This is a genomic window from Microbacterium sp. 1154, assembly GCF_031455375.1.
Classification (GTDB): Bacteria; Actinomycetota; Actinomycetes; order Actinomycetales; family Microbacteriaceae; genus Microbacterium.
The window spans coordinates 40,292-60,577 of sequence record NZ_JAVDSN010000003.1 but is presented as its reverse complement, the minus strand read 5'-3'; the positions used below and the strand labels follow the sequence as shown (position 1 = coordinate 60,577).

28 protein-coding genes are annotated in these 20,286 nt (G+C 67.9%); 27 read left to right on the top strand and 1 reads right to left on the bottom strand.

Translation table 11 applies throughout. The annotated features are described in order from the left end of the window. Positions 1-10 precede the first annotated feature (10 nt). The 9 genes from J2X55_RS11950 to J2X55_RS11910 all read left to right on the top strand — a co-directional run bounded on the left by J2X55_RS11950 (position 11) and on the right by J2X55_RS11910 (position 5,668). Positions 11-679: a hypothetical protein gene (locus tag J2X55_RS11950; protein ID WP_309823644.1), complete on the top strand. Its 669-nt coding sequence runs from the start codon at positions 11-13 to the stop codon at positions 677-679. A 12-nt stretch (positions 680-691) separates the two neighbouring features. Next, positions 692-1,564: a hypothetical protein gene (locus tag J2X55_RS11945; RefSeq protein ID WP_309823642.1), complete on the top strand. Its 873-nt coding sequence runs from the start codon at positions 692-694 to the stop codon at positions 1,562-1,564. A 6-nt stretch (positions 1,565-1,570) separates the two neighbouring features. Then, positions 1,571-2,017: a hypothetical protein gene (locus J2X55_RS11940; RefSeq protein WP_309823641.1), complete on the top strand. Its 447-nt coding sequence runs from the start codon at positions 1,571-1,573 to the stop codon at positions 2,015-2,017. Then, entirely contained in the window at positions 2,014-2,763 is a 750-nt protein-coding gene (locus J2X55_RS11935; RefSeq protein ID WP_309823640.1) for a hypothetical protein, read from the top strand. Before J2X55_RS11940 ends, J2X55_RS11935 begins: the two co-directional genes overlap by 4 nt. Next, positions 2,756-2,893: a hypothetical protein gene (locus J2X55_RS11930; protein ID WP_309823639.1), complete on the top strand. Its 138-nt coding sequence runs from the start codon at positions 2,756-2,758 to the stop codon at positions 2,891-2,893. The genes J2X55_RS11935 and J2X55_RS11930 overlap by 8 nt, the downstream gene beginning before the upstream one ends. After that, positions 2,890-3,066, top strand: a complete 177-nt coding sequence (locus J2X55_RS11925; protein WP_309823637.1) for a hypothetical protein — start codon at positions 2,890-2,892, stop codon at positions 3,064-3,066. Before J2X55_RS11930 ends, J2X55_RS11925 begins: the two co-directional genes overlap by 4 nt. A gap of 11 nt (positions 3,067-3,077) precedes the next feature. After that, the gene (locus J2X55_RS11920; protein WP_309823636.1) at positions 3,078-4,613 is read left to right on the top strand and encodes a pyocin knob domain-containing protein; all 1,536 of its coding nucleotides are present in this window, start codon (positions 3,078-3,080) and stop codon (positions 4,611-4,613) included. Between the two features lie 9 nt (positions 4,614-4,622). Next, positions 4,623-4,829 (top strand): hypothetical protein, encoded by a 207-nt coding sequence (locus J2X55_RS11915; RefSeq protein WP_309823634.1) that lies wholly within the window; start codon positions 4,623-4,625, stop codon positions 4,827-4,829. An 83-nt stretch (positions 4,830-4,912) separates the two neighbouring features. Next, positions 4,913-5,668 (top strand): hypothetical protein, encoded by a 756-nt coding sequence (locus J2X55_RS11910; protein ID WP_309823632.1) that lies wholly within the window; start codon positions 4,913-4,915, stop codon positions 5,666-5,668. Positions 5,669-5,670: 2 nt separating this feature from the next. Here the strand turns inward: J2X55_RS11910 and J2X55_RS11905 are convergent, their stop codons facing one another. Beyond that, positions 5,671-5,883, bottom strand: coding sequence for a hypothetical protein (locus J2X55_RS11905; RefSeq protein WP_309823631.1), 213 nt, complete (start codon positions 5,881-5,883; stop codon positions 5,671-5,673). A gap of 49 nt (positions 5,884-5,932) precedes the next feature. On the opposite strand from J2X55_RS11905, the gene J2X55_RS11900 reads away from it, so the two are divergent. The 18 genes from J2X55_RS11900 (at position 5,933) to J2X55_RS11815 (ending at position 20,269) form a co-directional block, all read left to right on the top strand. After that, on the top strand, positions 5,933-6,505 hold the full coding sequence (locus tag J2X55_RS11900; protein WP_309823630.1) for a hypothetical protein: 573 nt from the start codon (positions 5,933-5,935) through the stop codon (positions 6,503-6,505). A gap of 886 nt (positions 6,506-7,391) precedes the next feature. Continuing rightward, positions 7,392-7,886 (top strand): hypothetical protein, encoded by a 495-nt coding sequence (locus tag J2X55_RS11895; protein WP_309823629.1) that lies wholly within the window; start codon positions 7,392-7,394, stop codon positions 7,884-7,886. A gap of 40 nt (positions 7,887-7,926) precedes the next feature. Continuing rightward, positions 7,927-9,381 carry a hypothetical protein gene (locus J2X55_RS11890; protein WP_309823628.1) on the top strand — a complete coding sequence of 485 codons (1,455 nt, stop codon included), beginning with the start codon at positions 7,927-7,929 and terminating at the stop codon, positions 9,379-9,381. Further along, complete coding sequence (locus J2X55_RS11885) at positions 9,378-9,593, top strand: hypothetical protein (protein WP_309823626.1); 216 nt, start codon at positions 9,378-9,380, stop codon at positions 9,591-9,593. The genes J2X55_RS11890 and J2X55_RS11885 overlap by 4 nt, the downstream gene beginning before the upstream one ends. Further along, the gene (locus J2X55_RS11880) at positions 9,590-10,756 is read left to right on the top strand and encodes a phage portal protein (protein WP_309823624.1); all 1,167 of its coding nucleotides are present in this window, start codon (positions 9,590-9,592) and stop codon (positions 10,754-10,756) included. The genes J2X55_RS11885 and J2X55_RS11880 overlap by 4 nt, the downstream gene beginning before the upstream one ends. Continuing rightward, positions 10,753-11,427, top strand: coding sequence for an HK97 family phage prohead protease (locus tag J2X55_RS11875; RefSeq protein WP_309823623.1), 675 nt, complete (start codon positions 10,753-10,755; stop codon positions 11,425-11,427). The genes J2X55_RS11880 and J2X55_RS11875 overlap by 4 nt, the downstream gene beginning before the upstream one ends. A gap of 16 nt (positions 11,428-11,443) precedes the next feature. Beyond that, positions 11,444-12,685 (top strand): phage major capsid protein, encoded by a 1,242-nt coding sequence (locus J2X55_RS11870; protein WP_309823621.1) that lies wholly within the window; start codon positions 11,444-11,446, stop codon positions 12,683-12,685. Beyond that, on the top strand, positions 12,685-13,152 hold the full coding sequence (locus J2X55_RS11865) for a hypothetical protein (RefSeq protein WP_309823619.1): 468 nt from the start codon (positions 12,685-12,687) through the stop codon (positions 13,150-13,152). Before J2X55_RS11870 ends, J2X55_RS11865 begins: the two co-directional genes overlap by 1 nt. A gap of 61 nt (positions 13,153-13,213) precedes the next feature. Then, on the top strand, positions 13,214-13,582 hold the full coding sequence (locus J2X55_RS11860; protein ID WP_309823618.1) for a hypothetical protein: 369 nt from the start codon (positions 13,214-13,216) through the stop codon (positions 13,580-13,582). Beyond that, positions 13,579-14,058, top strand: a complete 480-nt coding sequence (locus J2X55_RS11855; protein ID WP_309823616.1) for a hypothetical protein — start codon at positions 13,579-13,581, stop codon at positions 14,056-14,058. Before J2X55_RS11860 ends, J2X55_RS11855 begins: the two co-directional genes overlap by 4 nt. Before the next feature lie 26 nt (positions 14,059-14,084). Next, the gene (locus tag J2X55_RS11850; RefSeq protein ID WP_309823614.1) at positions 14,085-14,336 is read left to right on the top strand and encodes a hypothetical protein; all 252 of its coding nucleotides are present in this window, start codon (positions 14,085-14,087) and stop codon (positions 14,334-14,336) included. Further along, positions 14,320-15,351, top strand: coding sequence for a phage tail tube protein (locus J2X55_RS11845; RefSeq protein ID WP_309823613.1), 1,032 nt, complete (start codon positions 14,320-14,322; stop codon positions 15,349-15,351). Before J2X55_RS11850 ends, J2X55_RS11845 begins: the two co-directional genes overlap by 17 nt. Beyond that, the gene (locus tag J2X55_RS11840) at positions 15,348-15,923 is read left to right on the top strand and encodes a hypothetical protein (RefSeq protein ID WP_309823612.1); all 576 of its coding nucleotides are present in this window, start codon (positions 15,348-15,350) and stop codon (positions 15,921-15,923) included. The genes J2X55_RS11845 and J2X55_RS11840 overlap by 4 nt, the downstream gene beginning before the upstream one ends. An 11-nt stretch (positions 15,924-15,934) precedes the next feature. Then, positions 15,935-16,228 (top strand): hypothetical protein, encoded by a 294-nt coding sequence (locus J2X55_RS11835; protein WP_309823611.1) that lies wholly within the window; start codon positions 15,935-15,937, stop codon positions 16,226-16,228. Positions 16,229-16,323: 95 nt separating this feature from the next. Next, positions 16,324-16,497, top strand: a complete 174-nt coding sequence (locus J2X55_RS11830; protein ID WP_181904596.1) for a hypothetical protein — start codon at positions 16,324-16,326, stop codon at positions 16,495-16,497. 4 nt (positions 16,498-16,501) lie between these two features. Beyond that, a complete protein-coding gene (locus J2X55_RS11825) occupies positions 16,502-17,002 on the top strand; it encodes a hypothetical protein (RefSeq protein ID WP_309823610.1) in 501 nt (166 codons plus the stop codon). After that, positions 16,888-19,017 (top strand): phage tail tape measure protein, encoded by a 2,130-nt coding sequence (locus J2X55_RS11820; RefSeq protein WP_309823609.1) that lies wholly within the window; start codon positions 16,888-16,890, stop codon positions 19,015-19,017. Before J2X55_RS11825 ends, J2X55_RS11820 begins: the two co-directional genes overlap by 115 nt. Positions 19,018-19,021: 4 nt before the next feature. Beyond that, positions 19,022-20,269, top strand: a complete 1,248-nt coding sequence (locus J2X55_RS11815) for a hypothetical protein (protein WP_309823608.1) — start codon at positions 19,022-19,024, stop codon at positions 20,267-20,269. Positions 20,270-20,286 lie beyond the last annotated feature (17 nt).

The following is a 20,286-nucleotide window of genomic DNA, read 5'->3' as shown; positions in this document are numbered from 1 at the left end:
GGGTACGGCTTTGGCAACGGACGTCAAGAAGCATTCGACGATCGCGGCGGGCGAGGCGCCGAAGCGTGATGCGCTCGCGAAGGCGCTGCTGTCGATCAGTGACGTGGTGCCGACGGCGAACGCGACCGAGCAGGCGCAGATCGTCGATGCCCTGGCCGGGGGTGACTTCCCGGTGAGCGCTGCGCGCCCGCTGGCGACGACCCGCGGCGACGCCCGCCCGCTGCATCAGATCGAGGTGTCCCGCGGTGGCGTGTTCGTCCCGACGTCGGGTGTCCTGTCGTTCGCGACGAAGACGGCGGCCGACAACTGGGCGTCCGCGAATGGCTCGCTGCTGAGCCCGGGGGATCAGTGCGTGATCGGCGCGGGTCAGTACCTGTGGGACGGCACCGCCTGGCGTCGCCCCGTCGAGGTCGAGCCGGGTGTGAGCCCGACGTCGTTCGTGTTCATGCAGATGGGTACGAGCGTGATGAACGTCGATGGGAACGGCAACGGGATGAACATCGGGTTTTACCGGCCGTTCCCGAATGGTGTTCTCTCGACGGTCGTCACCGATGGTGACGCCGGGGGCGGCGGGGCGCTTCGCGGTGTGATCAATCCGACGAAGAACGGTTTTACGGCGCTGTGGGCGGCGGGGGCCGCTGGCCTTCGCCGTGCGAACTGGGTCGCGGTCGGATTCTGAGGGGAGGCCGGAATGCCACGCTACAAAAACGGTGAGGCGCCGCTGAGCGATCTCGTCTACCTCGGGCCTGACTTCTACCTGCCGGCGGGAACCGCTGCCCGGTGGGCTGAGCTTCGACGCCTCGGCGTCGGAAAGTACGGCGTGCTGCTCGTCGTGACGCCGGGGTGGAACGGGTACCGCCCGCTCGACGTTCAGGTTCGGTACAAGCGCGAGTTGGGGATTCTCGCCGCGGTGCCCGGCTACTCCTCGCACGGCCTGAGCTACCAGGGCCGCGACTGCGCCGCGGTCGACGTCTACAACTGGCGCTCCCTCGCCCCGTCGAACGAGTCGCTCGCGTGGGCGCGGTTCGTCGCGCTGTGCCGTGCGGTCGGCTTCACCGTCGACTTCGTCAGCCCCCGCGAAGAGTGGCACATCGGCGACTTCGACCCGTTCAACGTTCCCGCGTTCGCGGCGATCGTCATCAAGCCCGAGACCACGGCGAAACCCGATCCTTTGGAGGACGAAGACATGGCAACCATCATCAGTTCGACCATCGGTCAGTCCTTCGCTATCGCGGGCCTGGTCGTTCCCTTCACTCACCCCGACGAGGTGCGCGGCACGAAGTCGACCGCCGGCCTGCCGGTCTCGATCGTCGAAATGCCGGCCGCGGTGCATACGCGCATCCTGGATGCTGACGCTCGCCGCCGCGCCGCGGACCCGGCCGAGGTGCTCCCGATCGTGGTCTACGCGGAGGGCGGCGACGGCACGGTCTACATCTTCGATGACGGCGAGGTCCGCTACCTCACCGATCCCGACGTGATGAACGATCTCCTCGCGCGCGGTGCCATGTCGGTGACGTGGCCGCAGCACGAGATCGACAGTCTCCGCAAGCAGCAGGGCGAGTAACCGCTGATGGTCGACATTCTGGCCGCCCTCGGGCTCGAGGAGATCGCGGCCGGGGTGTCGATCATCGTCGGCGCGATCGTCGCGGTGTGGCTGTTCGTGAAGCGCGTGTGGCCGGTCGTGAAGACGATCCCGGCCGGTGTGGTCGCGTTCGCGCGCGGGGTGATCACGGCCGCGCAGGTGCTGGACAGCGTCAAGGGGCTGCCGGCGTTCATCGAGCGTACGGATGCCGCGATGGCGGCGGTGCACCACGAACTGCACCCCAACTCGGGCACGAGCCTGAACGACTCGGTTCGCCGCACAGAGGCGCGCGTGTCCGAGCTCGGCGAGACGGCCGATCGTCTCGAAGAGGGCGTGGCCGGTCTGTACGTGAAGTACGAGGAGCTCGCGGCGGTCGACGACCGCCTGTGGCAGACGCTCGAGCCCGACGAAGACGAAGAGGAGACGAACGGATGAAGGCTTTCCTGACCCGCGTTGCGGGCTGGTTCACGGATGCTCGGCGGCAGGCGCTGCAGGCGCTGGTCGCATCGGCGACGTCGCTGCTCGTCATCCTCGGCGCGGTGACCGACGTGCAGTCGTCGGCGCTGCTCGACCTGTCGGCGTCGGGCCTGCTCGCGCTGCAGGGCGCGCTGGGCCTGTTCCTGCTGCGCCCGGGTGACCGGTTCACGTGGCTGAACACAACCGGCCGCGGCGTGATCTACTCGCTCGGCGGCGCGATCGGCATCGTCGGTGTCACGTTTTCGCTGTGGTCCGAGTCGACGTCGTCTCTCATGCTGCAGGTGGCGACGGTGCTCGCGTCGATCCTGGTCGGTGCGCTGCAGATGGTGAACGCCGGCACGCTCTCGACCGCCCCAGTGGCGGATCTCGTGGTGCCGATCACTTCGGATGCGACGGGGCTGACGAATGCGCTCGAGAGGTTGCGCACGGGTAAGCCGCTGCTGCGGTTGGGCGGTCTTCGGGTGGCGATCTTCGCCCCGTATGGCGACGTCCCCTCGCTCGACGACGTGCGGGCGCGCTTCGCGCCGACGCCGGTCACCATCGACGTCTTCCGTCTGGCTACCGCGATGCGCGGGTTCACGTTCGACGTCGTGCTCGTCACGGTCCCGCTTACTCGCGGTCTGATCGAGACGTTCGAGCCGAACGTCGCGACGTCGATCTACGAGGGGCCGCGGGTGCAGTCGGCGGCGTCGACTAATGGCTGAGCTCGACCCGGTGCGCTCGTTCGCTCTCTCGAAGGCGCTCGAGGTCCGCAACCTCGGCGACTCGGCCGATTCGATCGTGACGACGGCGGGCACGTTCGAGACCTACCTGACGTCGGGTGTGACGTCGTGACCGGATCGTTCGACGACGTCGTGTCGTTCGCGATCGTCCCTGACCCGCCTCGCATGACGCCGCCCGTCGAGGCGCTCGTCGTGCAGCAGGCAGATCCGCCCGAGGTGGCGGTGTCGTCGGTGGAGCGTGCTCAGCGCGCGTCCACCGTGCTGCGCGGTCCCGCGCACTACTGAGAGGGGGCGCCGTGTCCGCGCAACTGTTCGAGTCGTCGCCTGTCGAGCCTCTCGTCGTCGGGGTGCACCTGTACCCGGGGGATACGTGGTTCCGTGAGGTGCACGTGCGCTCGATGACGACGCAGGCACCGGTCGACCTGTCTGCGTGGGTGTTCGAGGCGCGTCTCGCCGAGCACGTGGGCGTGGTGGATGCGTCGCGTTCGGGCGAGGGTCGTCTCGCGATGACGTTCACGCCCGAGCAGACCGCCGACGCCGAGTGGGGCGATGAGGTGACGCTGTCGGGCACGCTCGCGGGCGGTCGCCGCACGTTCCTGCACGGTTCGGTCGGCGCGGCCGTCGGCTCGTCGATCCCGGTTGGCCCGTCGCAGAAGACGCGTGTGGTGCAGTCGGACGTCGATATCTCGGTGTACGCGGCCCCGCGCGGCGATAAGGGCGAAGACGGCTCTGCGGTGTCGATGGTGCTGGTGCAGCGCGCCGAGGCCGCCGAGGGACGCGCCGTGTCTGCCGCGGACGTGGCGTCGTCGGCCGCCGGTAGCGCGATCGGGGCGGCATCCGCTGCCGGCGACGCTGCCGGCGACGCGGGCGAAGCCGCCGGTGTCGCGGTGCTCGCCTCGCAGGGGATCGTCGCCGCCCGGGATGCCGCGGCTACCTCGGCGGGGAAGGCGAACACGGACGCTGACCGCGCCGGCACCTCGGCGTTCAGCGCGGCGGGGTCTGCTGCCGCGGCGCAGGGCTCCGAGAACGCCGCCGGCACGGCCCGCACGGGCGCTGAGACGGCACGAACGGGTGCGGAGGCCGCGCGGACCGGGGCTGAGACGGCGAAGACCGCAGCCGAGGCGGCGCGCGACGCCGCCCAGACGACGAACTTCGGCGGCACGACGCCCGCCGCGAACACGAGCCTGGACACCCTGACCAACCCCGGGGTGTACCGGATCACGTGGGGCGCGGCCGTGGCGCAAGGAGCGCCGTATGAGAACTTCGTGGGAACGTTCGAGACGCTCCCTCGCGCGTCCAACGCTGTTACCCAGATCGCGATCAAGCACAACGCGCTGAGCTCTGACGCTCGCCGGTTCTACATGCGAACGCAGACCGGCGGCGGATGGGGCGCGTGGGCCGTGTTTGCGTCTCCGCGGGTAGATCTGACCGCGGGGCGCGCGATCTACCTGTGGGATGACACTGCGGGCCGCGATCAACTCATTTTCGGCGACACCGGTCGCCGCGACATAACGAGCCTGTTCGGTGCCTCGGTGACCGCTGGTCGGGTGCTCATCTCGCGCTACGGGCGGCACGTGACCGTGACCCTGGACAACGTCACGGTGCCTTCGGGCGCGCCCACCGTGGCGGGTCTGATCCCGGTCGGGTTCCGAACCACGAGCGCGGCGGTGTACCCCGTGGGCTACTCGCCGAACACCGCGACCGTCTGGGGGAATGGTGACATAAACCTCCCCACGGGGAGCGGGCGTTACGGCTCATTCACCTACCTGACCGAACAGGCATGGCCGACGAGTCTGCCCGGTACGGCTGACGGATCAGTTCCCAGCGCGTAAGGAGCGAACATGGATCTTCACGACCTGAGCGACGAGGAGCTCGCGTACCACCTGAACGCGGTGCTCGCTGAGCAGGAGCGACGCGCCCGCCTCGCCCGCGCTCCCGAGCAGGTGGCACAGATGGCGGCGCAGTACGTGGCCGATGGTGGTGATCGTGCTGCGCTGCTCGAGGCGGTGTCCACGGCTGAGCGGTCGTCGGAGGGATTCGCGTTGTAGACAGTTGGTCACACAGGCCTCCGAAGTCTCGTATGCAGTTCGGCTCGCAGGGTGAAGGGTAGAGAAGCCGTAGTCTGTGCCGCATGTTCTTCGTCGACCTTCTTTACGGCCCTCCGAGGGATCAATTCAGCATCCGGCCGACAATCGTCGATATGGATACGGTGAGGGAATTGGCGGCGCGGGCGAAGACGCTGCTCGACGCCGAGGTCGTGCCGGATGAAGGTCCCGCCGTCGTGACCTACTTAAAGCGTTCCACGTTCGCCGTCGGAAGCGGAGAGATCGTGCCGCCGGAGAGCCTCGACACGCTGTCTGCATACGATCGCAACACGATGATTATCACCGTCACGCGTGGCGCGTTTCACGCGCGAATGTCATTCAGCAATGGCCTCGGCTATGCGATCACGACTAGCAGAGAGGGTGTCGGCGACTGGATCGAACTCAGGAGGGAACTCGAAGACATCATCCTGAGCAACGGTCAGCCGATATGGCGTCCGCTTCGCTTCGCGCCCTCACTGCCGGTGGTGGGGGCGGTTCTCGTCGTGGCCCTATGGGTGTGGCTAATGCTGGTTACCCCTGTCCCCCTCCCGGGCGTGCTGCTTGGGTGGATCGTGAGCGGCGTCGTCATGGTCAAGGCGGGGCAATGGAGTTACAAACTCGCGCAGACGGAGAAGGCGAGGCAGTCGCGGCATCGCATTCGGATGGAGACCCGTGCGGAGACCCACGCTCGCCGGATCGACGCGAGAGCGAATCTCAAGGTTGGGATAATAACGGCGGCGCTCGCGCTTCCGATCGGCTTCGCCTTGGCTGTGCTGACGAACGCGTTCGGGTTGAAGGGGTGACTTCATACGAGGCCGCGTTGCCGGTAGTCGGCGACGCGGGCCTCGAAGGTTAGGCGGCGTTCACGCTGATAGGGCGTCCACATCTCGGGGGTGTCGGTGATATCGAGACCGTCGCGGTGTGGGCGCTCCCAGGGTGGGTCGCTGCCTGCTCGGAGGTAGGCGAGCTCGTGCTCGGTGTTGACGGTGCCGAGGCTTGCGCCGCGTCGTGGGTCCATGTGGGGGACGGTACGCCGAGGTTCGGACACTCGTCGCTATGGTGAGCGCATGACCGACGAACAAGTGCAGCAGATTGTGGACGCGCTGGCCGGCGACCCGGCTGAGCCGTGGGTGACGGCGGCGGTAGCGGTCGTGTCGGTGGTGCTGGGTTTCGTACTGTCGCAGGTTTCAGAGATGTTCACGCGCAAGCGTGCTCGGGCTGACAAAGAAGCAGAAGCCCGTGCCGAAGCGGTGAAGAGCGCCACGACGATAGCCGTCCGTTCGATGAGCACACCCGCGGAGCTGAAGCACGATGTAGAAGCTGAGATCGTCGAGGTGACCCGAGAGGTGATCGCCCTTCATGCCATCGAGGCGACCGGGGAAGTCGGTAACTGGTGGTTCCGGCAGATGATGAGGGCCAACTCGGTCGTGCCGGAGGACCGCCCTTACACGGAGGAGGAGAGCGCGTTCCGGGCTGCCGTGGGGGCGAGCGTGCTCTTCCGGCTGAACGCGTGGCGCGACGGGCAGATACCTGCTGACGACTTTCGTGACCAGGGCGACGCCGCGTGGGACCGTGAGCGTTTCATTCCGCCCACTCCAAAGTTTTTCCTGGAATCGGAGGGTGAAGCACCTACCGATTGAGTGAATGAACGGGGGCATGCCATGCCTCACTACGCCGAGAAGCTCAGCGCTTCGGAGTACGCGCGCCTGTTGGCGATCGTGGTGCCGGAGGTGGACACGCCGCAGTGCTGGCTGTGCCGTGGGGCACGGGGGCCGATCCGGTACGGGCTGCGTCCTTGGCATTCGCTCGGTCCGTCGCTTGATCACGTGAAGGCGGCGAAGGATGGCGGCACGTGGGATCTGTGGAACTTGCGGCCTGCTCACTATGGGTGCAACTCGGGTAGGCGGGACCGCACGCCCCGGGTGCCGCGTGGTACCCGCTCGTCACGCTGGGCGAATGCTGGTCGTCGTGACCGAGCCGCTGATGACGTGAACTAATCGAAGCCTGACGAGTGTCGACGGCATCCCGCGAGCCATGAGCGCCGGCGCGCCGTCGGCACCCGCCGGTTTTCGATCGCTTTTTTACACCCCCCGGCACTGCTCCCGACCCTCGCCCCGCTCCCAAATCCCTCTCCCCGGTTCATTCGGCGTGCGGGTGTAGGGCGTGTAGGGCGCGGAGGGGGCCGTGCGCGGCCGAACAGGCCTCGGGTCACGCTGCGATGCGTGCCTTCGGCTCGACGCGTCAAAGGGGCGCAGAGCGGAGGTGTGCGCCGTGGTGGCGAAGACCCCCGAGCACGGCACCCGGCCGCGATATCGCGCGGGTTGTCGGTGCGATTCGTGCCGTGCGTGGAAGACGAAAGACCAGGCCGAGTACCGGGAGCGCAAGCGCGCCGCCGCGGGTGGCGAACCGGTCGCCAAGGCGGTGCCCGCACCCCAAGTGAGGGCGCGCCCTACACGCGAAAAGCGCCCTACAACCAATACCGAGGAGCGACCCGTCGAGCGGGCCCGCCCGACGGGTCCGGTCATCGTGTCCGTCGGGGCGCCTGACTTCGACGACCAGGTGCGATCCGCTCTGTCGGTTCGTCGGCCCGCGCTCGGCGACGAGCTCGCGCAGCTGATCGACGATGCGCTATGGGATGCGAGCGGCGATTCGGCGACGGCGTCGATCGTCGCCGCCGCCGCGATCCGGGATGCCGGGTGGATTCACCGCGGCTCTCTCGACGCGCTCGAACTTCTCGACCTGCTCGAGGCTGACGCGCCAATCGAGCGGGCCGCTCGCGACGCGCTGCCCGAGGCGCCCGACAAGGCGACGCGTCTGCGCCACGAACTGATCTTCCGCGGTGCTCGCGCACTCGATGACCCGAAGAACGCTCGCTACTACGCGTCGACCGTCGAGGCGCTGCGCAAGGTGCTCGCCGATCTCACGGATGACGAGGGGGGTTCGAGTGCCGACATCGTGGAAGCGATCAGGAATGCCGGCCGGGATGACGGAGACGGTGCCGAGATGGGCGACGCCCCGTAACCCTGCTCGGCGAACGATCGCGTCCGAGGTGATCGGGTGCATGCGGTTGCTCGGCTGGGAGCCGATGCCGTGGCAGCGCGAGATCCTCGAGACCGCCTTCGAGATCGATCCGGCTACGGGCCTGCTGTGGTACTCGGAGATCGTCATCATCGTGCCCCGGCAATCGGGCAAGTCGTCCCTGGTGATCCCGTGGGGCGTTCACCGGATGCTGATGTGGCCCGATCGGCAGTACCTGCTGTACATCGCGCAGACCCGCGACAAGGCGCTCGAGAAGCTCGAGGAGGAACACCACCACCGCATCGCGGCGTCAGTGTTCAAGTCGCAGCTGCGGCCGAACCGGCGGGGCAACACTCTGCACCTGTCGAACGGGTCGGAGTCGATGCGGTTCCGCAACGGTTCGAAGTGGGCGATTGACGCGCCGACGGAAGACGCCGGCCACGGTGGCACGCTCGGCCTCACGATCGGCGATGAGATATTCGCGCAGAAGGACGACCGTCTCGAGGCGGCGTTGATGCCGGCGACGACGGCGGTCGACGACGCACAGTCGATGTGGATTTCGACCGTCGGATACAGCAAGACGAAGTCGCCGTTCCTGTGGAAGAAAGCCGAGGCGGGGCGATCCCGCGTCGAGCTACTCCGCGCCGATCCGTCGCTGCTCAACGCGCAGCGGATGCGGTCCCTCTACATCGAATACTCGGCTGACCCAAAGGCCGATCCCGACGACCCGGTCACCTGGTGGTCGTGCATGCCCGCGCTCGGCTACACGACGAATCAGACGAAGATCGCCGCGTTCCGAGAGTCGATGCAGGGAGGGTTCCTGCGGCCGTTCCTGAACTGGTGGCAGGACGACCTAGAGCTCGCGTGGAAGATCCCGAAAGAACGGTGGGAGCACGAGGCTGTCGTCGACCCGGGCTCGGAGGTGGCGCGCGACGAGGTCGTGTACGTCATCGACGTGGCGCCCGAATCGGCGTGGGCGTCGATCGCTGTCGCCGGCATCCGCACTGACACGAAGGTGCACTTGGAAGTGCTGGCCGACGCGCCCGGCACCGACTGGATTCTCGACGGCGACCCGACCCTCGGCGAAGACGGCGTGCCCGGCATCGTCGACCTGGTGCGCGAGGCGCCCGGGCCGGTCTACCTCGAGCACCGCGCGGCCGGGTTCCTGCTGCCGAAGCTGCTCGAGGCGGGTATCGACGCCCGTGTGATGACGGCTGCGAACATCGCCGTCGCCGGCCCCGGCCTGCTCGACGCCGTGCTGAATCACGACGTCGTGCACCTCGGGCAAGACGAGCTCACCGAGGCGCTGAAATCCGCGAGCACGAAGGCCACGGATGCCGGGTGGAAGTGGATCAGGGGCAAGTCGATGCGCCCCGTTTCCGCGCTCGTCGCCATCACTTACGCACGGCAGATGCTCGCCGAGCTCCTGCCGGATCTCGCATACGACCCGATCGCAGCGTTTCGCGCCGCGAACGGCACGACAAAGGAGGCCGGATGACCGACCGAATGAAGCCGCGCGCGGCGCTCGCTGCCGCATGGGCGGTGCTGCGATCGTTCCTCGCGACGTTCCGCGACGATCTGCTCGAGGCGCTCGGCGTGCTGCTGATCGTCGTCGGGGTGGCGATGTGGTCGCTGCCGGTTGCGCTCATCATCGCGGGTATCGCGGTGCTGCTGATCGTGCACCCGCTGCCGGTGCGGCGGCGATCGTGAGCCTGTTCACCCGAGAGGCTGAGACGCGAGACATCTCGGCGTCTGACGTGTTCGGCCCGGCCTGGCAGTCGCTCGGCCGCGGCGGGGCGATGCGGCAGGCCGCAACCTACGCGGCCATTCGCTACATCACCGATCAGTGGGCGCAGGCGACGGTGACCGTCACGGAGGTGCGCGGCGGTCAGCGAGAGATCGTTGAGACACCGCTGATCCTGTCGAAGCCGTCGCCGACGATCTCCGTCTGGGATTCCCGGGTGCAGATGGTCGCCGAACTGAAGACACGCGGCAACGCGTACGGGCTCGTCGACAGTGATCGCCGGTTCTGTCAGTGGGTCGCCGACGAGCACGTGACCATCGACGAATCGAATCCCTTCGACCCGAAATACCGGGTGGCCGGGGTGCCGGTGAAGCTGGTGTCGCAGGGCGGCAACCTGCTGCACCTGCGCGAGCAGCTGCGCGCCGGTACCGTCCGCGGCCTGTCGCCGATCTCGGCGTTCGCGGCGTCGTTCGAGTGGGCGGATCTGGCGCGGCAGTATGGGCGCCGCTGGTTCAAGCAATCGTCGATGCCGCCCGCGATCCTGCAGGCGAAGACGGCGAAGGTCGGCGGCGAGGTGCTCGCCGAGGTGCGCGACGATTTCGTGCGCGCCGCCGCCGAGGGAAAGCCCGTCGCCCTGCCGGGCGAGTGGGACTACCGCAAAATCACAGTCTCGCCCGAAGAGGCCCAGTTTCTGCAGACCATCGAGGCATCCGCTACCGAGATCGCGATTATCTTCGGCGTCCCGCCCGAAGAGGTCGGCGGCAAAGCCGGCTCCTCGCGCACGTACTCGAACCGCGAGATGGACGCGACCCTGTTCCGCATCAAGACGCTGGGCGGCGTGTCCGGGCGCGCGGAGGCCGCGTTCAGCGACGTGCTCCCGTTCGGTCAGGAACTGACCTACGACCTGTCACGGCTCGAGCGGCCCGGCCTGCTCGAGTTCATGCGGTCGATCACGGAGCAGCTGAAAAACGGCACGCTCACGCTCGCCGAGGCGCGTCGAGATCTCGGCCGCCGCGGCATCGATGACACCGAGATCGAGCAGTGGCAGGCCTGGTACGCCACCACGAAATCCGAATCCGAATCTGACTCGACGTCCCGCGTCGAGATGCCCGAAGGGGGGACGCAATGACCGAGCTCGAGCGCCGGGTCGTCGACAAGCCGACCGAGTTCCGAGCCGCGGCCGAGGGGTCGGGAGGTGTGGGCGTGCTGACCGGTTACGCGGTCGTGTTCGACTCACCCTCTCGCGATCTCGGCGGCTGGTTCGAGGAGATCGCACCAGAAGCGTTCGGCGCACCGGATGCCGAGGGCCGCGTCGACATGGCCCTGCACACGCGTGTGATCGCGCGAGCGGAGCACGACAGTCGACTGCTGCTCGGGACCACGGATGCCGGCACGCTGCGTCTGTACATCGACGACGTCGGCGTGCGGTACGAGGTGGATCTGCCCGACACGGGCGCCGGTCGCGACGTCGCCGCACTCGCGAAGCGCGGCGACTACCGGCATTCGTCGTTCGCGTTCCACGCGCTCGACGTCGAGTGGCGCGAGAACGCCGCCGGCAGCCTCGTGCGCCGAGTGACTCGCTCCACGCTGAGCGACGTCGCACCCGTGGCCGACCCCGCCTACTGGGCGGCCACCACGCAGATGCGCAGCGCCGTCGACATCGACGCCGTGCGCGCGTCGCTGCACCCTTCCCCCGCCGCCCCCGGCGAGTGGGAGGCCGAGGCGACCAAGCGCGCCGCGGCCATGACCCGCGAGACGCACCCCGCGCTCGCCAACCGACCCCGCAAGCGCGGGATCTGAGAAAGGACACACCCGAATGACCAGCATTCAGGAACGAATCAAGTCCCTCGCCGAAGAGCAGAAGCGGGCGTGGGAGAACGAGGGCAAGCCCCTCGCCGACATCGCGGCCGAGCGGGCTCTGACCGCCGACGAGCGGACGAAGTTCGAGGCGCTCGAGCGCGCCTACAACGACTACGACGACCGCATGACCCTGCTCGTGCAGCAGCGCACGATCGAGGAGCGCGCCGCGAACTTCGCCGGCAACCTCCTCGGCAACCGTTCGGCCTTCGGGTCGGCGGCCGACGTCGCGCAGTTCGCGAGCGAGATCCGCGGCGTGCTGAACGGGGACACGAAGTTCCTCGACTACATCCCCGACGCGAACGAGGTTCGCGCCATCATGCACGCCGAGGCGCGCGCGCTGTCGGTGGGTACCGCCCTGGCCGGCGGCAACACGGTGGGGCAGACCTACCTCGCGCAGCTGATCCAGCCCCTGCGTCAGTTCTCGGGCATCTTCGCCGCGGGCGCGTACGTGTTCGTCACCGAGAAGGGCGACGCCGTCACCCTGCCCCGGCTGACGTCGTTCGGCGCTGCCGCGGCGGTCCCCGAGCAGACGCAGATCGGCGGCACCGATCCGACCTTCGGTCAGATCACGTTCGGTTCCAAGAAGTTCGGCGAGTTCGTCGGCATCTCGACCGAGCTCGTGCAGGACTCGCTGATCGACATCGAGGGGCTCACCAACAAGCTCATCGGTGAGAACATCTCGGTCCTGCTGGGCCAGGATCTCGCGACCGGCTCGGGCGTCGGCGCCCCGCAGGGCATCGCAAACGCGACGACCGTCGGCGTGACCGGCGCGACCGGCGTCGGCGGCGCCCCGACGTGGGACAACCTGATCGACCTGCAGGAATCGGTGCTCGCGCCCTACCAGGCGAACGCCGCATGGGTCGCGTCCAACTCGGCCGTGGCATCCATCCGCAAGCAGAAGGACGGATCGGGCCGCTACCTCTGGGAGCCGAACGGCCTGAACGGCGCCCCGTCGACCCTGCTCGGCGCGCCCGTCTTCCGTGACCCGTTCATCGCGGGCGTCGGCGTCGGTGCGAAGTCGCTGTTCTACGGTGACTTCTCCCGCTACTGGGTGCGCACCGTCGGAAACCTGCGCATCGAGCGCTCGGACCACGCCCTGTTCGGCACCGACCAGGTCGCGTTCCGCGGCCTGCTGCGCGCCGACGGTCGTCTCATGGACGCCTCGGCCATCAAGCACTTCGCGGGCGGTGCGTCCTGATGGGCCGCCCCGCGAAGGCCGACACGCAGTCGGTCCCCGCCGAGACGGGCGAGGTGCGCGAAGACGCGGCGGTCGAGACGTCGGCAGACCAGCCGGCCCCGCTCGTCGCCGTCGCCGCGGGTGACACCGCGGCAGCCCCGGCCGGGCAGACCGTGCCCGAGGTGACGGTCGACGTCAAGGCGCAGGCCGACGTCGACCCGACGCAGGGTCAGGGGCCGGCGGTCGCCGACGTCGCCGCCGCGGCATCCGTCCTCGCCGACTCGGCATCGAAGGCGGCCACGCCGACGAGCGAGCCGTACACGGACGAGGAGATCCCGACCGAGGGCGACGTCGAGATCGTGATGCTCATCACGATCTCGGGTCTCCGCAACGGCGAGCCCTGGCCGCGCGCCGGGCGCACGGTGACCCTCCCGGCCGCCGAGGCCGAGTCGCTCGTCGCCAACGGTTACGCGGCACCCGCCGAGTAACCGCAGAACGGGAGGGCGTGCCAGAAGGTGCGCCCTCCCGTCCTCGAGAGGAGTCATCCCCGTGGCGAAAAACTGGCCTATCACGGGCGAGGTGCTCGGCGACGCGATCAGCCTGAGCGTCGAACAGATCGCAGCTGAGAAAGACGAGCTCGCGTTCTTTGCGGCTACCGTCTGCAGCCTGATCGATCGCGCGACCGGCCGACACATCGAGCCCAACCGGCATCAGCTGCCGCTCGCCGGGCTGCCGCCTGAGTTCGTGATGAGCGCCCGCGAGTGGGGCAAGCTCATGTGGAACCAAACCAAGGGTGGCACGAACGCCCGCGGTCAGTCTGCCGAGCCGACCGCGCCCGCGGGCGTCGGGATGCCCGCGAAAGTCGCCGTCTGGCTCGCGCCCTTCCCGCCCCGCATCTTCTACGGCGGCGGCGCGTGAGTGGGATCAGCCAGGCAACCGGCATCCTCGCGGCGCGCGACGGCGTGTGGGAGGCCGTCGAGGCAGCGACCGCGCACCGCGGCGTGGACATCGACCGTTACTACGCGCCGCCCGCGGAGATCCTCGCTACCCGCTGGGTCGCGATGGAAGACGTCTCAGTCGACCCCGATCTCGTGAACATCGGCCCGCGTCGACAGTTCGACGAGTCGATTCGCGTCGGCATCTCTGTAGGGGCGTGGGTCGCGGCATCCGGCAATCGTGAGGCCGACGGGCGCGCAGCGTTCGATGCGGCATACGGCATTCTCGCCGAGATCCAAACCCACATCACACAGACCGACATCACGCTCGGGGGCGCCGTTCTGTGGTGCCTGCCGGGCTCAATGTCGACGGCCGGTGTGCAAGACCCCGAGGGCGGCGGATACGTCGTCGAGATCCAAACCGAGTTCGTGTGCGCGCACCGCGTGCGCCCCACCTGATCGACCAAACAACGGAAGGGGGAGCTATGGCCGGAAAGGCTGTGCCCCGATACAAGAACGTGTCCCCGCTCGGTGCGCTCGACGTGCCCGCGCTGGGGCGCGTGATCACCGAGGGTGAGGAATTCGACGTGCGCGAGGATCTCGTGCCGCTCTTCGCCGGTCAGGTGGAGAACTACGAACCGGTCAACGCCTCGGCGAAGGCCGCGACGGCGGAGGCGCTCGCCCCCACTGAGGAGCCCGAGCCCGAGGAGGTGACCGAGGGTGACGACGCAGCTTGACTTCACGGTCGGCATCGGCCGCGAGACGAACTACGGCACGGCCGTCGCGCCGACCCGGTTCGCGGAGTCCGACGCGAAGATGAAGTACGACGTGAAGACGATCCAGTCGAAGGGGCTGCGCCCCGGGAAGAACGTCAACCGTCTGAACCGGAACGCGATCGGCCGGTTCGAGGGCTCGGGAGATGTGGCGTTCGACGTGCCGACCCGCGGGTTCGGTATCTGGCTGAACGCCGTGCTCGGCGCGGTCGTGAGCACGGTCGTTCCGTCGACCACGCCGGCCGTGTACCAGCAGGTGCACACGATCAGTACGACCGATCCGGTGCAGACGTTCACGCTGCAGGAGGTGCTGCCGACCCTCGGCGGCGTCAACTCCTACCCGCACACCTTCACCGGCTGCGCCTTCGACTCGATCGAGCTCAGCGCCAAGGAGGGCGGGTTCGTCGAGGCGAAGCTGTCGGTGACGGCGCGCGAACTGCTGACCGCGTTCGGTGCTGCAGCTGCGAGCTACCCGGCCGATGATTCGCTGTTCACGTTCGTGCACGGCGGGATCGTCGTCGGCGGCACGCTGACGGCCCCCACGGCCACGGCGCCCGCGTCGATGACCGGAACGCCCGCGGCGAACATCGCCGATTTCAGTTTCGCTGTGAAGCGCTCGCTGGACTCGGACGGGTGGAACCTCGGCGGCAAGGGTCTGCGCTCGCGCGCCCCGCTGCTCGGTCTCCCCGAGCTCTCGGGCAAGATGACCGCGGAGTACACCGACAACACGCTGCGCGACGCGTACCTCGCGCAGACGCCGCTGTCGCTGCTGCTCACCTTCGAGCACAACGTCGCCATCTCGGGGGCCAACAAGGCCATGCTGCAGATCGCCCTGCCGGCCATTCGGTTGAAGGGCGAGGTGCCGGCATCCGACGGTGGTAGCGCGATCAAGCTCTCGATTGACTTCGAGGCCTTCGACGACGGTGTCTCGCCGCAGCCGGTGTACATCGTGTACCGGACGCTCGACGCGACGGTGTGACCGAGCAGGCGACGGGCGCCGTCCCTGACCCGGAGTCGCTGCGTCGCCTCATCTCGAAGCTGCGGGAGTTCCCGCCGGCCGTGCGTACGCCGGTCCGGCGGGAACTTCGCGGCCTCGGCGCGCCCGTCATCAGCGCGCAGAAATCGATCCTGGACGGCCCGCTACCGCGCGGCCTGGTGAAGACCGGATTCCGGCACAAGCTCGTGCACTCGAAGCGCAAGGGCAAGTTCTACGCCGTGAAAGTCAACATCTACTCGGATCGCGACGTCACGCGGCGCGGCAAATCGAAGGGTATGCGCGCCGCCATCAAGGCCGGCCTGAAGTTCCGCATCGTCGCCGGCAAGACCCGGCAGGGGATCGAGTTCAAGACCACCGGCCCGAAGGGGCCGGACGGATTCAACAAGGCGAAGTTCTGGCAGAAGCGCCGGTTCCGCCATCCCGCGTTCGGCAACCGCGAGCGGTACGTCGACCAGGCCGGACAACCGTTCTTCCGCGCGCCCGTCATCGAGGGGCGCGAACACCTGCTGCGCGCAACCGAAGAGATCATCACGCGCGCAGCCCAAGACACCTAGGAGAAAAGCGCATGGCAAAAATCAAGCTCGCCGACGGTTCGACGATCCCGATCGTGAAGCCCAATCTCTGGGACGGTGCGGCCGTCGAGAAAGAAACCGGCTGGAACCGCAAGGAGTACGCCGAGCGGATGAAGTCGGGGAGCATGCAGACCGCGTTCGCGATCTTCGCGAGCCTGCGTCGCGCTGGCCACGATGTGACCTTCGACTCGTGCGCCAATCTCGACGGCATCGACAACCTGCTCGCCGAGCCCGGCGACCACCGCGATGCCGGGGCGGAGGGTGAGGAGACCCCGGACCCTCAGTAATCCGTAACGGGCGGGGGCGACGCAGGCAGCCCGAGAAGGCGTCGCCCGAGCTCGAGGCGCTGAACGAGCGCGAGCCGTGGCTCGAAGAGCAGGTAATGCGCCGTGCGCTGCTGATCTGCCGTCACGACTACTGGCCCGCGCTCACCCCCGACCGTCTGTGGGAGTTGCCCTACGACCTGTGGGCGCAGCTGGCCCTGTCGTGCGACGCGATCGCCAAGCAAAAAGAGGAAGACGCCGCCGAATTGGAGCGTCTGAGAAAACGGAGGTGATTGAGTGGCCGGTAAGTCCGCAACGGATCTGATCATCCGACTGCTCGTCGAAGACGAATCTCTCGACAAGGTCGACCGGTCGAAAGCGAAGTTCGACGCATGGAACGATGCGCTCGAGCAGGGGTCGAAGCTTGCGGCTGGGACGCTGCTCGCCGTCACGGGTGCGGCGGCTGGGTCGACGATCGCGTTCGCCAACGCCGAGGAGGGGGTCGATCGGCTGGCGGGAACGCTGGCGCTGACCGAACCGCAGGCCGCTGCGGCGGGTGAAGCCGCCGCGAACGCCTACGCGAACGCCTTCGGTGGGTCGCTCGAGGAGGTGCAGGCGGCGACGGCCGTATTCGTGGGATGCGTGATGCATCGGCCGAGGAAATCCAGGGGATCACTGAGGAAGTGCTCACCATATCGACGGGGTTCGAGCTCGAGGCTGATCGCGTCTCGCAGGTGGTCGGGCAGATGCTCTCGACGGGGCTCGCGTCCTCGGCCGAGGAGGGTCTCGATCTGCTGACGGCGACGCTGCAGAAGGTGCCGCCGGCTGTCCGTGAGGACATTCTCGACGCGGTCGACGAGTACGGGCCTTTCTTTCAGCAGATCGGCATGTCTGGCGAAGACGCGATGGGCGCGCTGCTCGCGTCGGCGTCTAAGGGCATGTACGGGATCGACAAGACCGGCGACGCGGTCAAGGAATTTGGCATCCGCGCGACCGACATGTCTGCCGCGTCCGTCGCGGCGTACGAGGCCGCGGGGCTCTCGGCGTCCGATATGGCGGCGAAGATCCTCGCGGGCGGCGAGCAGGGTAAAGAGGGGTTCCAGCAGGTAGTGCAGGGGCTGCTCGGCATCGAAGATCCGGTGAAGCGAGCGAACGCTGCGATCGGCCTGTTCGGTACGCCGCTCGAGGATCTCGGCGTGAATGAGATCCCCCAGTTCCTCGAGACTCTGACGGGCGTCGATACGGCCCTCGGCGACGTGTCGGGGTCGGCCGCGAAAATGGCCGAGACCACGTCGGGGAACATGAAGAGCTCGTGGGAGTCCATCCGCCGCGACCTGCAGATGACCGCCGCTGAGATCGGCGAATCCTTCGCGCCGACGGTGACCGATGGTCTGGGCGTGCTTCGCGGATTCGCCGACTGGGCGAGCGAGAATCAGGGGGTCGTAACGGCGATCGCGTCGGTGGTCGGCGTTCTCGCGGGGGCGGTGATCCTCGCGGGCGGCGCTATGAAGGTCTTCGCTGCTGCGCAGGCAATTCAAACGGCGGCGCAGTGGGCAAGTAACGCGGCGTGGCTCGCGTCCCCTATTACGTGGATCATCCTCGGGATCATCGCGGCCGTCGTGCTGCTGGTTGCGGGGATCATCTGGCTCGCGTCGAACTGGGACAGCGTCATTTCGTGGCTCGGGTCGGCCTGGTCGTGGCTCTGGGACAACGTCTTGTCGCCCGTCTTCTCGGCGATCGGAGCCGCGTTCGAGTGGCTTGGAACGAACGTCTTCGCCCCCATCGGGAGCTTTATCGCCACCGTCGTGCAGGGGATCGGCGACGTCTTCAACTGGCTGTATCAGAACATCATCCTGCCGGTCGTGACCGGGATCATGCTTTACATCGGCCTATGGGCCGCGGTGATCGTGTGGCTGTGGGAGAACGTCGCGATGCCGGTGTTCGATCTCATCGGGCAGGGGCTGCAGTGGCTATATCAGAACGTGTTCGTTCCGGTCGGGCAGGGCATCGACGCTGTCATTCGCGGCATCGGCGACGTGCTGAATTGGATAGGGCAGAACGTGTTCGCCCCCTTCGGTCAGTTCGTCGCTGACGTGATCCGCAACGTCGGCAGCGTCTTCTCGTGGCTGCACGCGAACGTCGTCGTGCCGGTCGGGGCTGCCATCGGGGCCGCGGTGAACGCCGTCGGCTCGGTGTTCTCGTGGCTGTGGAACAGTGCCATCATGCCGGCGGTAAACGGGATCGGTCAGGCTGTGCAGTGGGTGTACAACTCGATCATCTCGCCCGTGTTCAACGCGATTTCGGGGGCGGTCGACATGGTCGGAAACGCGTTCCGCAACGTGTTCGGTGCGATCGGGGGGTTCATCTCGAACGCTTTCAGCGGGGCGGTCAATGCCGTCCGCGGTCCGATAAACGCGATCATCGGCCTGGTGAATGGGGCCATCCGGGCTATCAACGGGATCTCGGTCACGATCCCGGCATGGGTGCCGATGGTCGGCGGTCAGTCGTTCGGGGTGTCGCTGCCGCAGGTGCCCTACCTGGCGACGGGTGGCGTGACGATGGGGCCGATGCTCGCCGTCGTCGGCGACAATCCCGGCGGGCGCGAGTACATCGAGCCCGTAGACAAGGTCGCTATACGCATGGAGCGGGTGGCGCTCGAGGCTGCGGCATCCGGCCGGGCCTCGGCGCCCGGCGGGCCGACCCGTCTCGCCCGCGAGGATCTCGAATTGGTCGCGCAGCTGATCGGTCAGACGGTGTACCCGCTGATCGTGAAGGGCGCGCAGTCGCAGATCAAGACAGCACTGGGGGTGTGAGCGGATGCCGGTAACTCTCACCGCGGCGCTGCTGTCGTCGGCCGACCCGCGCCCCGCTCAGGTCACACTGAGCGGGGTCGCGGCGGGCGCAGTGTTCCAAGTGGTCGGCACGACCGCGGACGGTTCGCGCTGGACGATCCCCGGCGGTGCGGGTGTGTCGCAGGGCGGGCAGCTGGTGCTCATCGACAGCCGCACAGCGCTGAACGCGCTCATCACCTATCAGGCGGTGGTCGACGGGGTGACCTACGCCGCGGCGCCCCTGACGGTCAGCTACGCCGGCCCCGGCGTCGGCGTCGTGCAGACGATCGACGGTCTGCAAAAGGCAGGCGTGGAGATCGCGTCTCTGACCGAGGCGCGGAAGTCGAACACGCGATCGTCGACATTCGAGATCGCCGGCCGCCGCGACCCCGCGGCGCGTCTCGACGTGCCGGGGTCGTTCTCGTACTCGTGGCAGTTCGATACTCAGGGCGCCGACTCGGCCGCGATGGAACAGATTCTGCTCACCGGTCGTCCGATCGTGCGTCGGCTGCCGCCTGGCATCCGTGACCTGAAACCCGTTGTGCTCGGGATCGTGACCGACTGGGGCGATGAGCTCATATCCGATGGGCTCGACACGTGGCGGCGGTTCTCGCTTACGGTCCGGGAGATCGGCGACCCGCAGCCGTCGTCTGCTCTGATCGCGTTCACGTGGCGTGACTTCGATGACGCGATGGCGGATCGGGTGTGGTCGTACCATTCGCTGTTTCCGTCCCTCGCAGGGTGGGCGGCCGCGAACGGCGCGCTCTCGCTCGTCACGGCAGGCGGATACCTCACGCCCAACTTCGCCCGTGCCACGGCATCCGCTGCCGGGACTGCGGTCGACGTCGTCGAGTCGGTCTACACGGCCGCCGCGAAGACGCTCGGGGACGCCGTGACGCCGCAGGCTACCTACACGGTGACTCTGCGGGTGAAGGGCACAGCGGGGCGCTCGGCGTCTGCGCTGCTGAAGTGGTCGTCGGGGGCGGTCGTCACCGGTGCGCCCGTCACCCTCACCGGGCAGTGGCAGCAGGTGTCTGTGACAGCCGTCGCGCCTGCTGGCGTGAACGGCCTCGCCTCGGGGGCGCGCATGGCGGCATCCGGTGTCGCCGCGAACGATCAGCTGGACGTGTCTGCGCCGACCATCTCGGCCGGTTCGGTCGTTCCGGTCGGGTCGTTCGATGAGCTCTTCGCCACGTGGGATCAGTTCGACGCGGCCGATTGGTCGCTGCTCTGAGAGGGGGTCGGGATGCG

Coding starts and splice junctions, on each gene's coding strand:
- J2X55_RS11945 (WP_309823642.1), top strand. CDS start 692: ATGCCACGCTACAAAAACGGTGAGGCGCCGCTGAGCGATCTCGTCTAC.
- J2X55_RS11940 (WP_309823641.1), top strand. CDS start 1,571: ATGGTCGACATTCTGGCCGCCCTCGGGCTCGAGGAGATCGCGGCCGGG.
- J2X55_RS11935 (WP_309823640.1), top strand. CDS start 2,014: ATGAAGGCTTTCCTGACCCGCGTTGCGGGCTGGTTCACGGATGCTCGG.
- J2X55_RS11930 (WP_309823639.1), top strand. CDS start 2,756: ATGGCTGAGCTCGACCCGGTGCGCTCGTTCGCTCTCTCGAAGGCGCTC.
- J2X55_RS11915 (WP_309823634.1), top strand. CDS start 4,623: ATGGATCTTCACGACCTGAGCGACGAGGAGCTCGCGTACCACCTGAAC.
- J2X55_RS11910 (WP_309823632.1), top strand. CDS start 4,913: ATGTTCTTCGTCGACCTTCTTTACGGCCCTCCGAGGGATCAATTCAGC.
- J2X55_RS11905 (WP_309823631.1), bottom strand. CDS start 5,883: ATGGACCCACGACGCGGCGCAAGCCTCGGCACCGTCAACACCGAGCAC.
- J2X55_RS11900 (WP_309823630.1), top strand. CDS start 5,933: ATGACCGACGAACAAGTGCAGCAGATTGTGGACGCGCTGGCCGGCGAC.
- J2X55_RS11890 (WP_309823628.1), top strand. CDS start 7,927: ATGCGGTTGCTCGGCTGGGAGCCGATGCCGTGGCAGCGCGAGATCCTC.
- J2X55_RS11885 (WP_309823626.1), top strand. CDS start 9,378: ATGACCGACCGAATGAAGCCGCGCGCGGCGCTCGCTGCCGCATGGGCG.
- J2X55_RS11875 (WP_309823623.1), top strand. CDS start 10,753: ATGACCGAGCTCGAGCGCCGGGTCGTCGACAAGCCGACCGAGTTCCGA.
- J2X55_RS11870 (WP_309823621.1), top strand. CDS start 11,444: ATGACCAGCATTCAGGAACGAATCAAGTCCCTCGCCGAAGAGCAGAAG.
- J2X55_RS11865 (WP_309823619.1), top strand. CDS start 12,685: ATGGGCCGCCCCGCGAAGGCCGACACGCAGTCGGTCCCCGCCGAGACG.
- J2X55_RS11850 (WP_309823614.1), top strand. CDS start 14,085: ATGGCCGGAAAGGCTGTGCCCCGATACAAGAACGTGTCCCCGCTCGGT.
- J2X55_RS11835 (WP_309823611.1), top strand. CDS start 15,935: ATGGCAAAAATCAAGCTCGCCGACGGTTCGACGATCCCGATCGTGAAG.
- J2X55_RS11830 (WP_181904596.1), top strand. CDS start 16,324: ATGCGCCGTGCGCTGCTGATCTGCCGTCACGACTACTGGCCCGCGCTC.
- J2X55_RS11815 (WP_309823608.1), top strand. CDS start 19,022: ATGCCGGTAACTCTCACCGCGGCGCTGCTGTCGTCGGCCGACCCGCGC.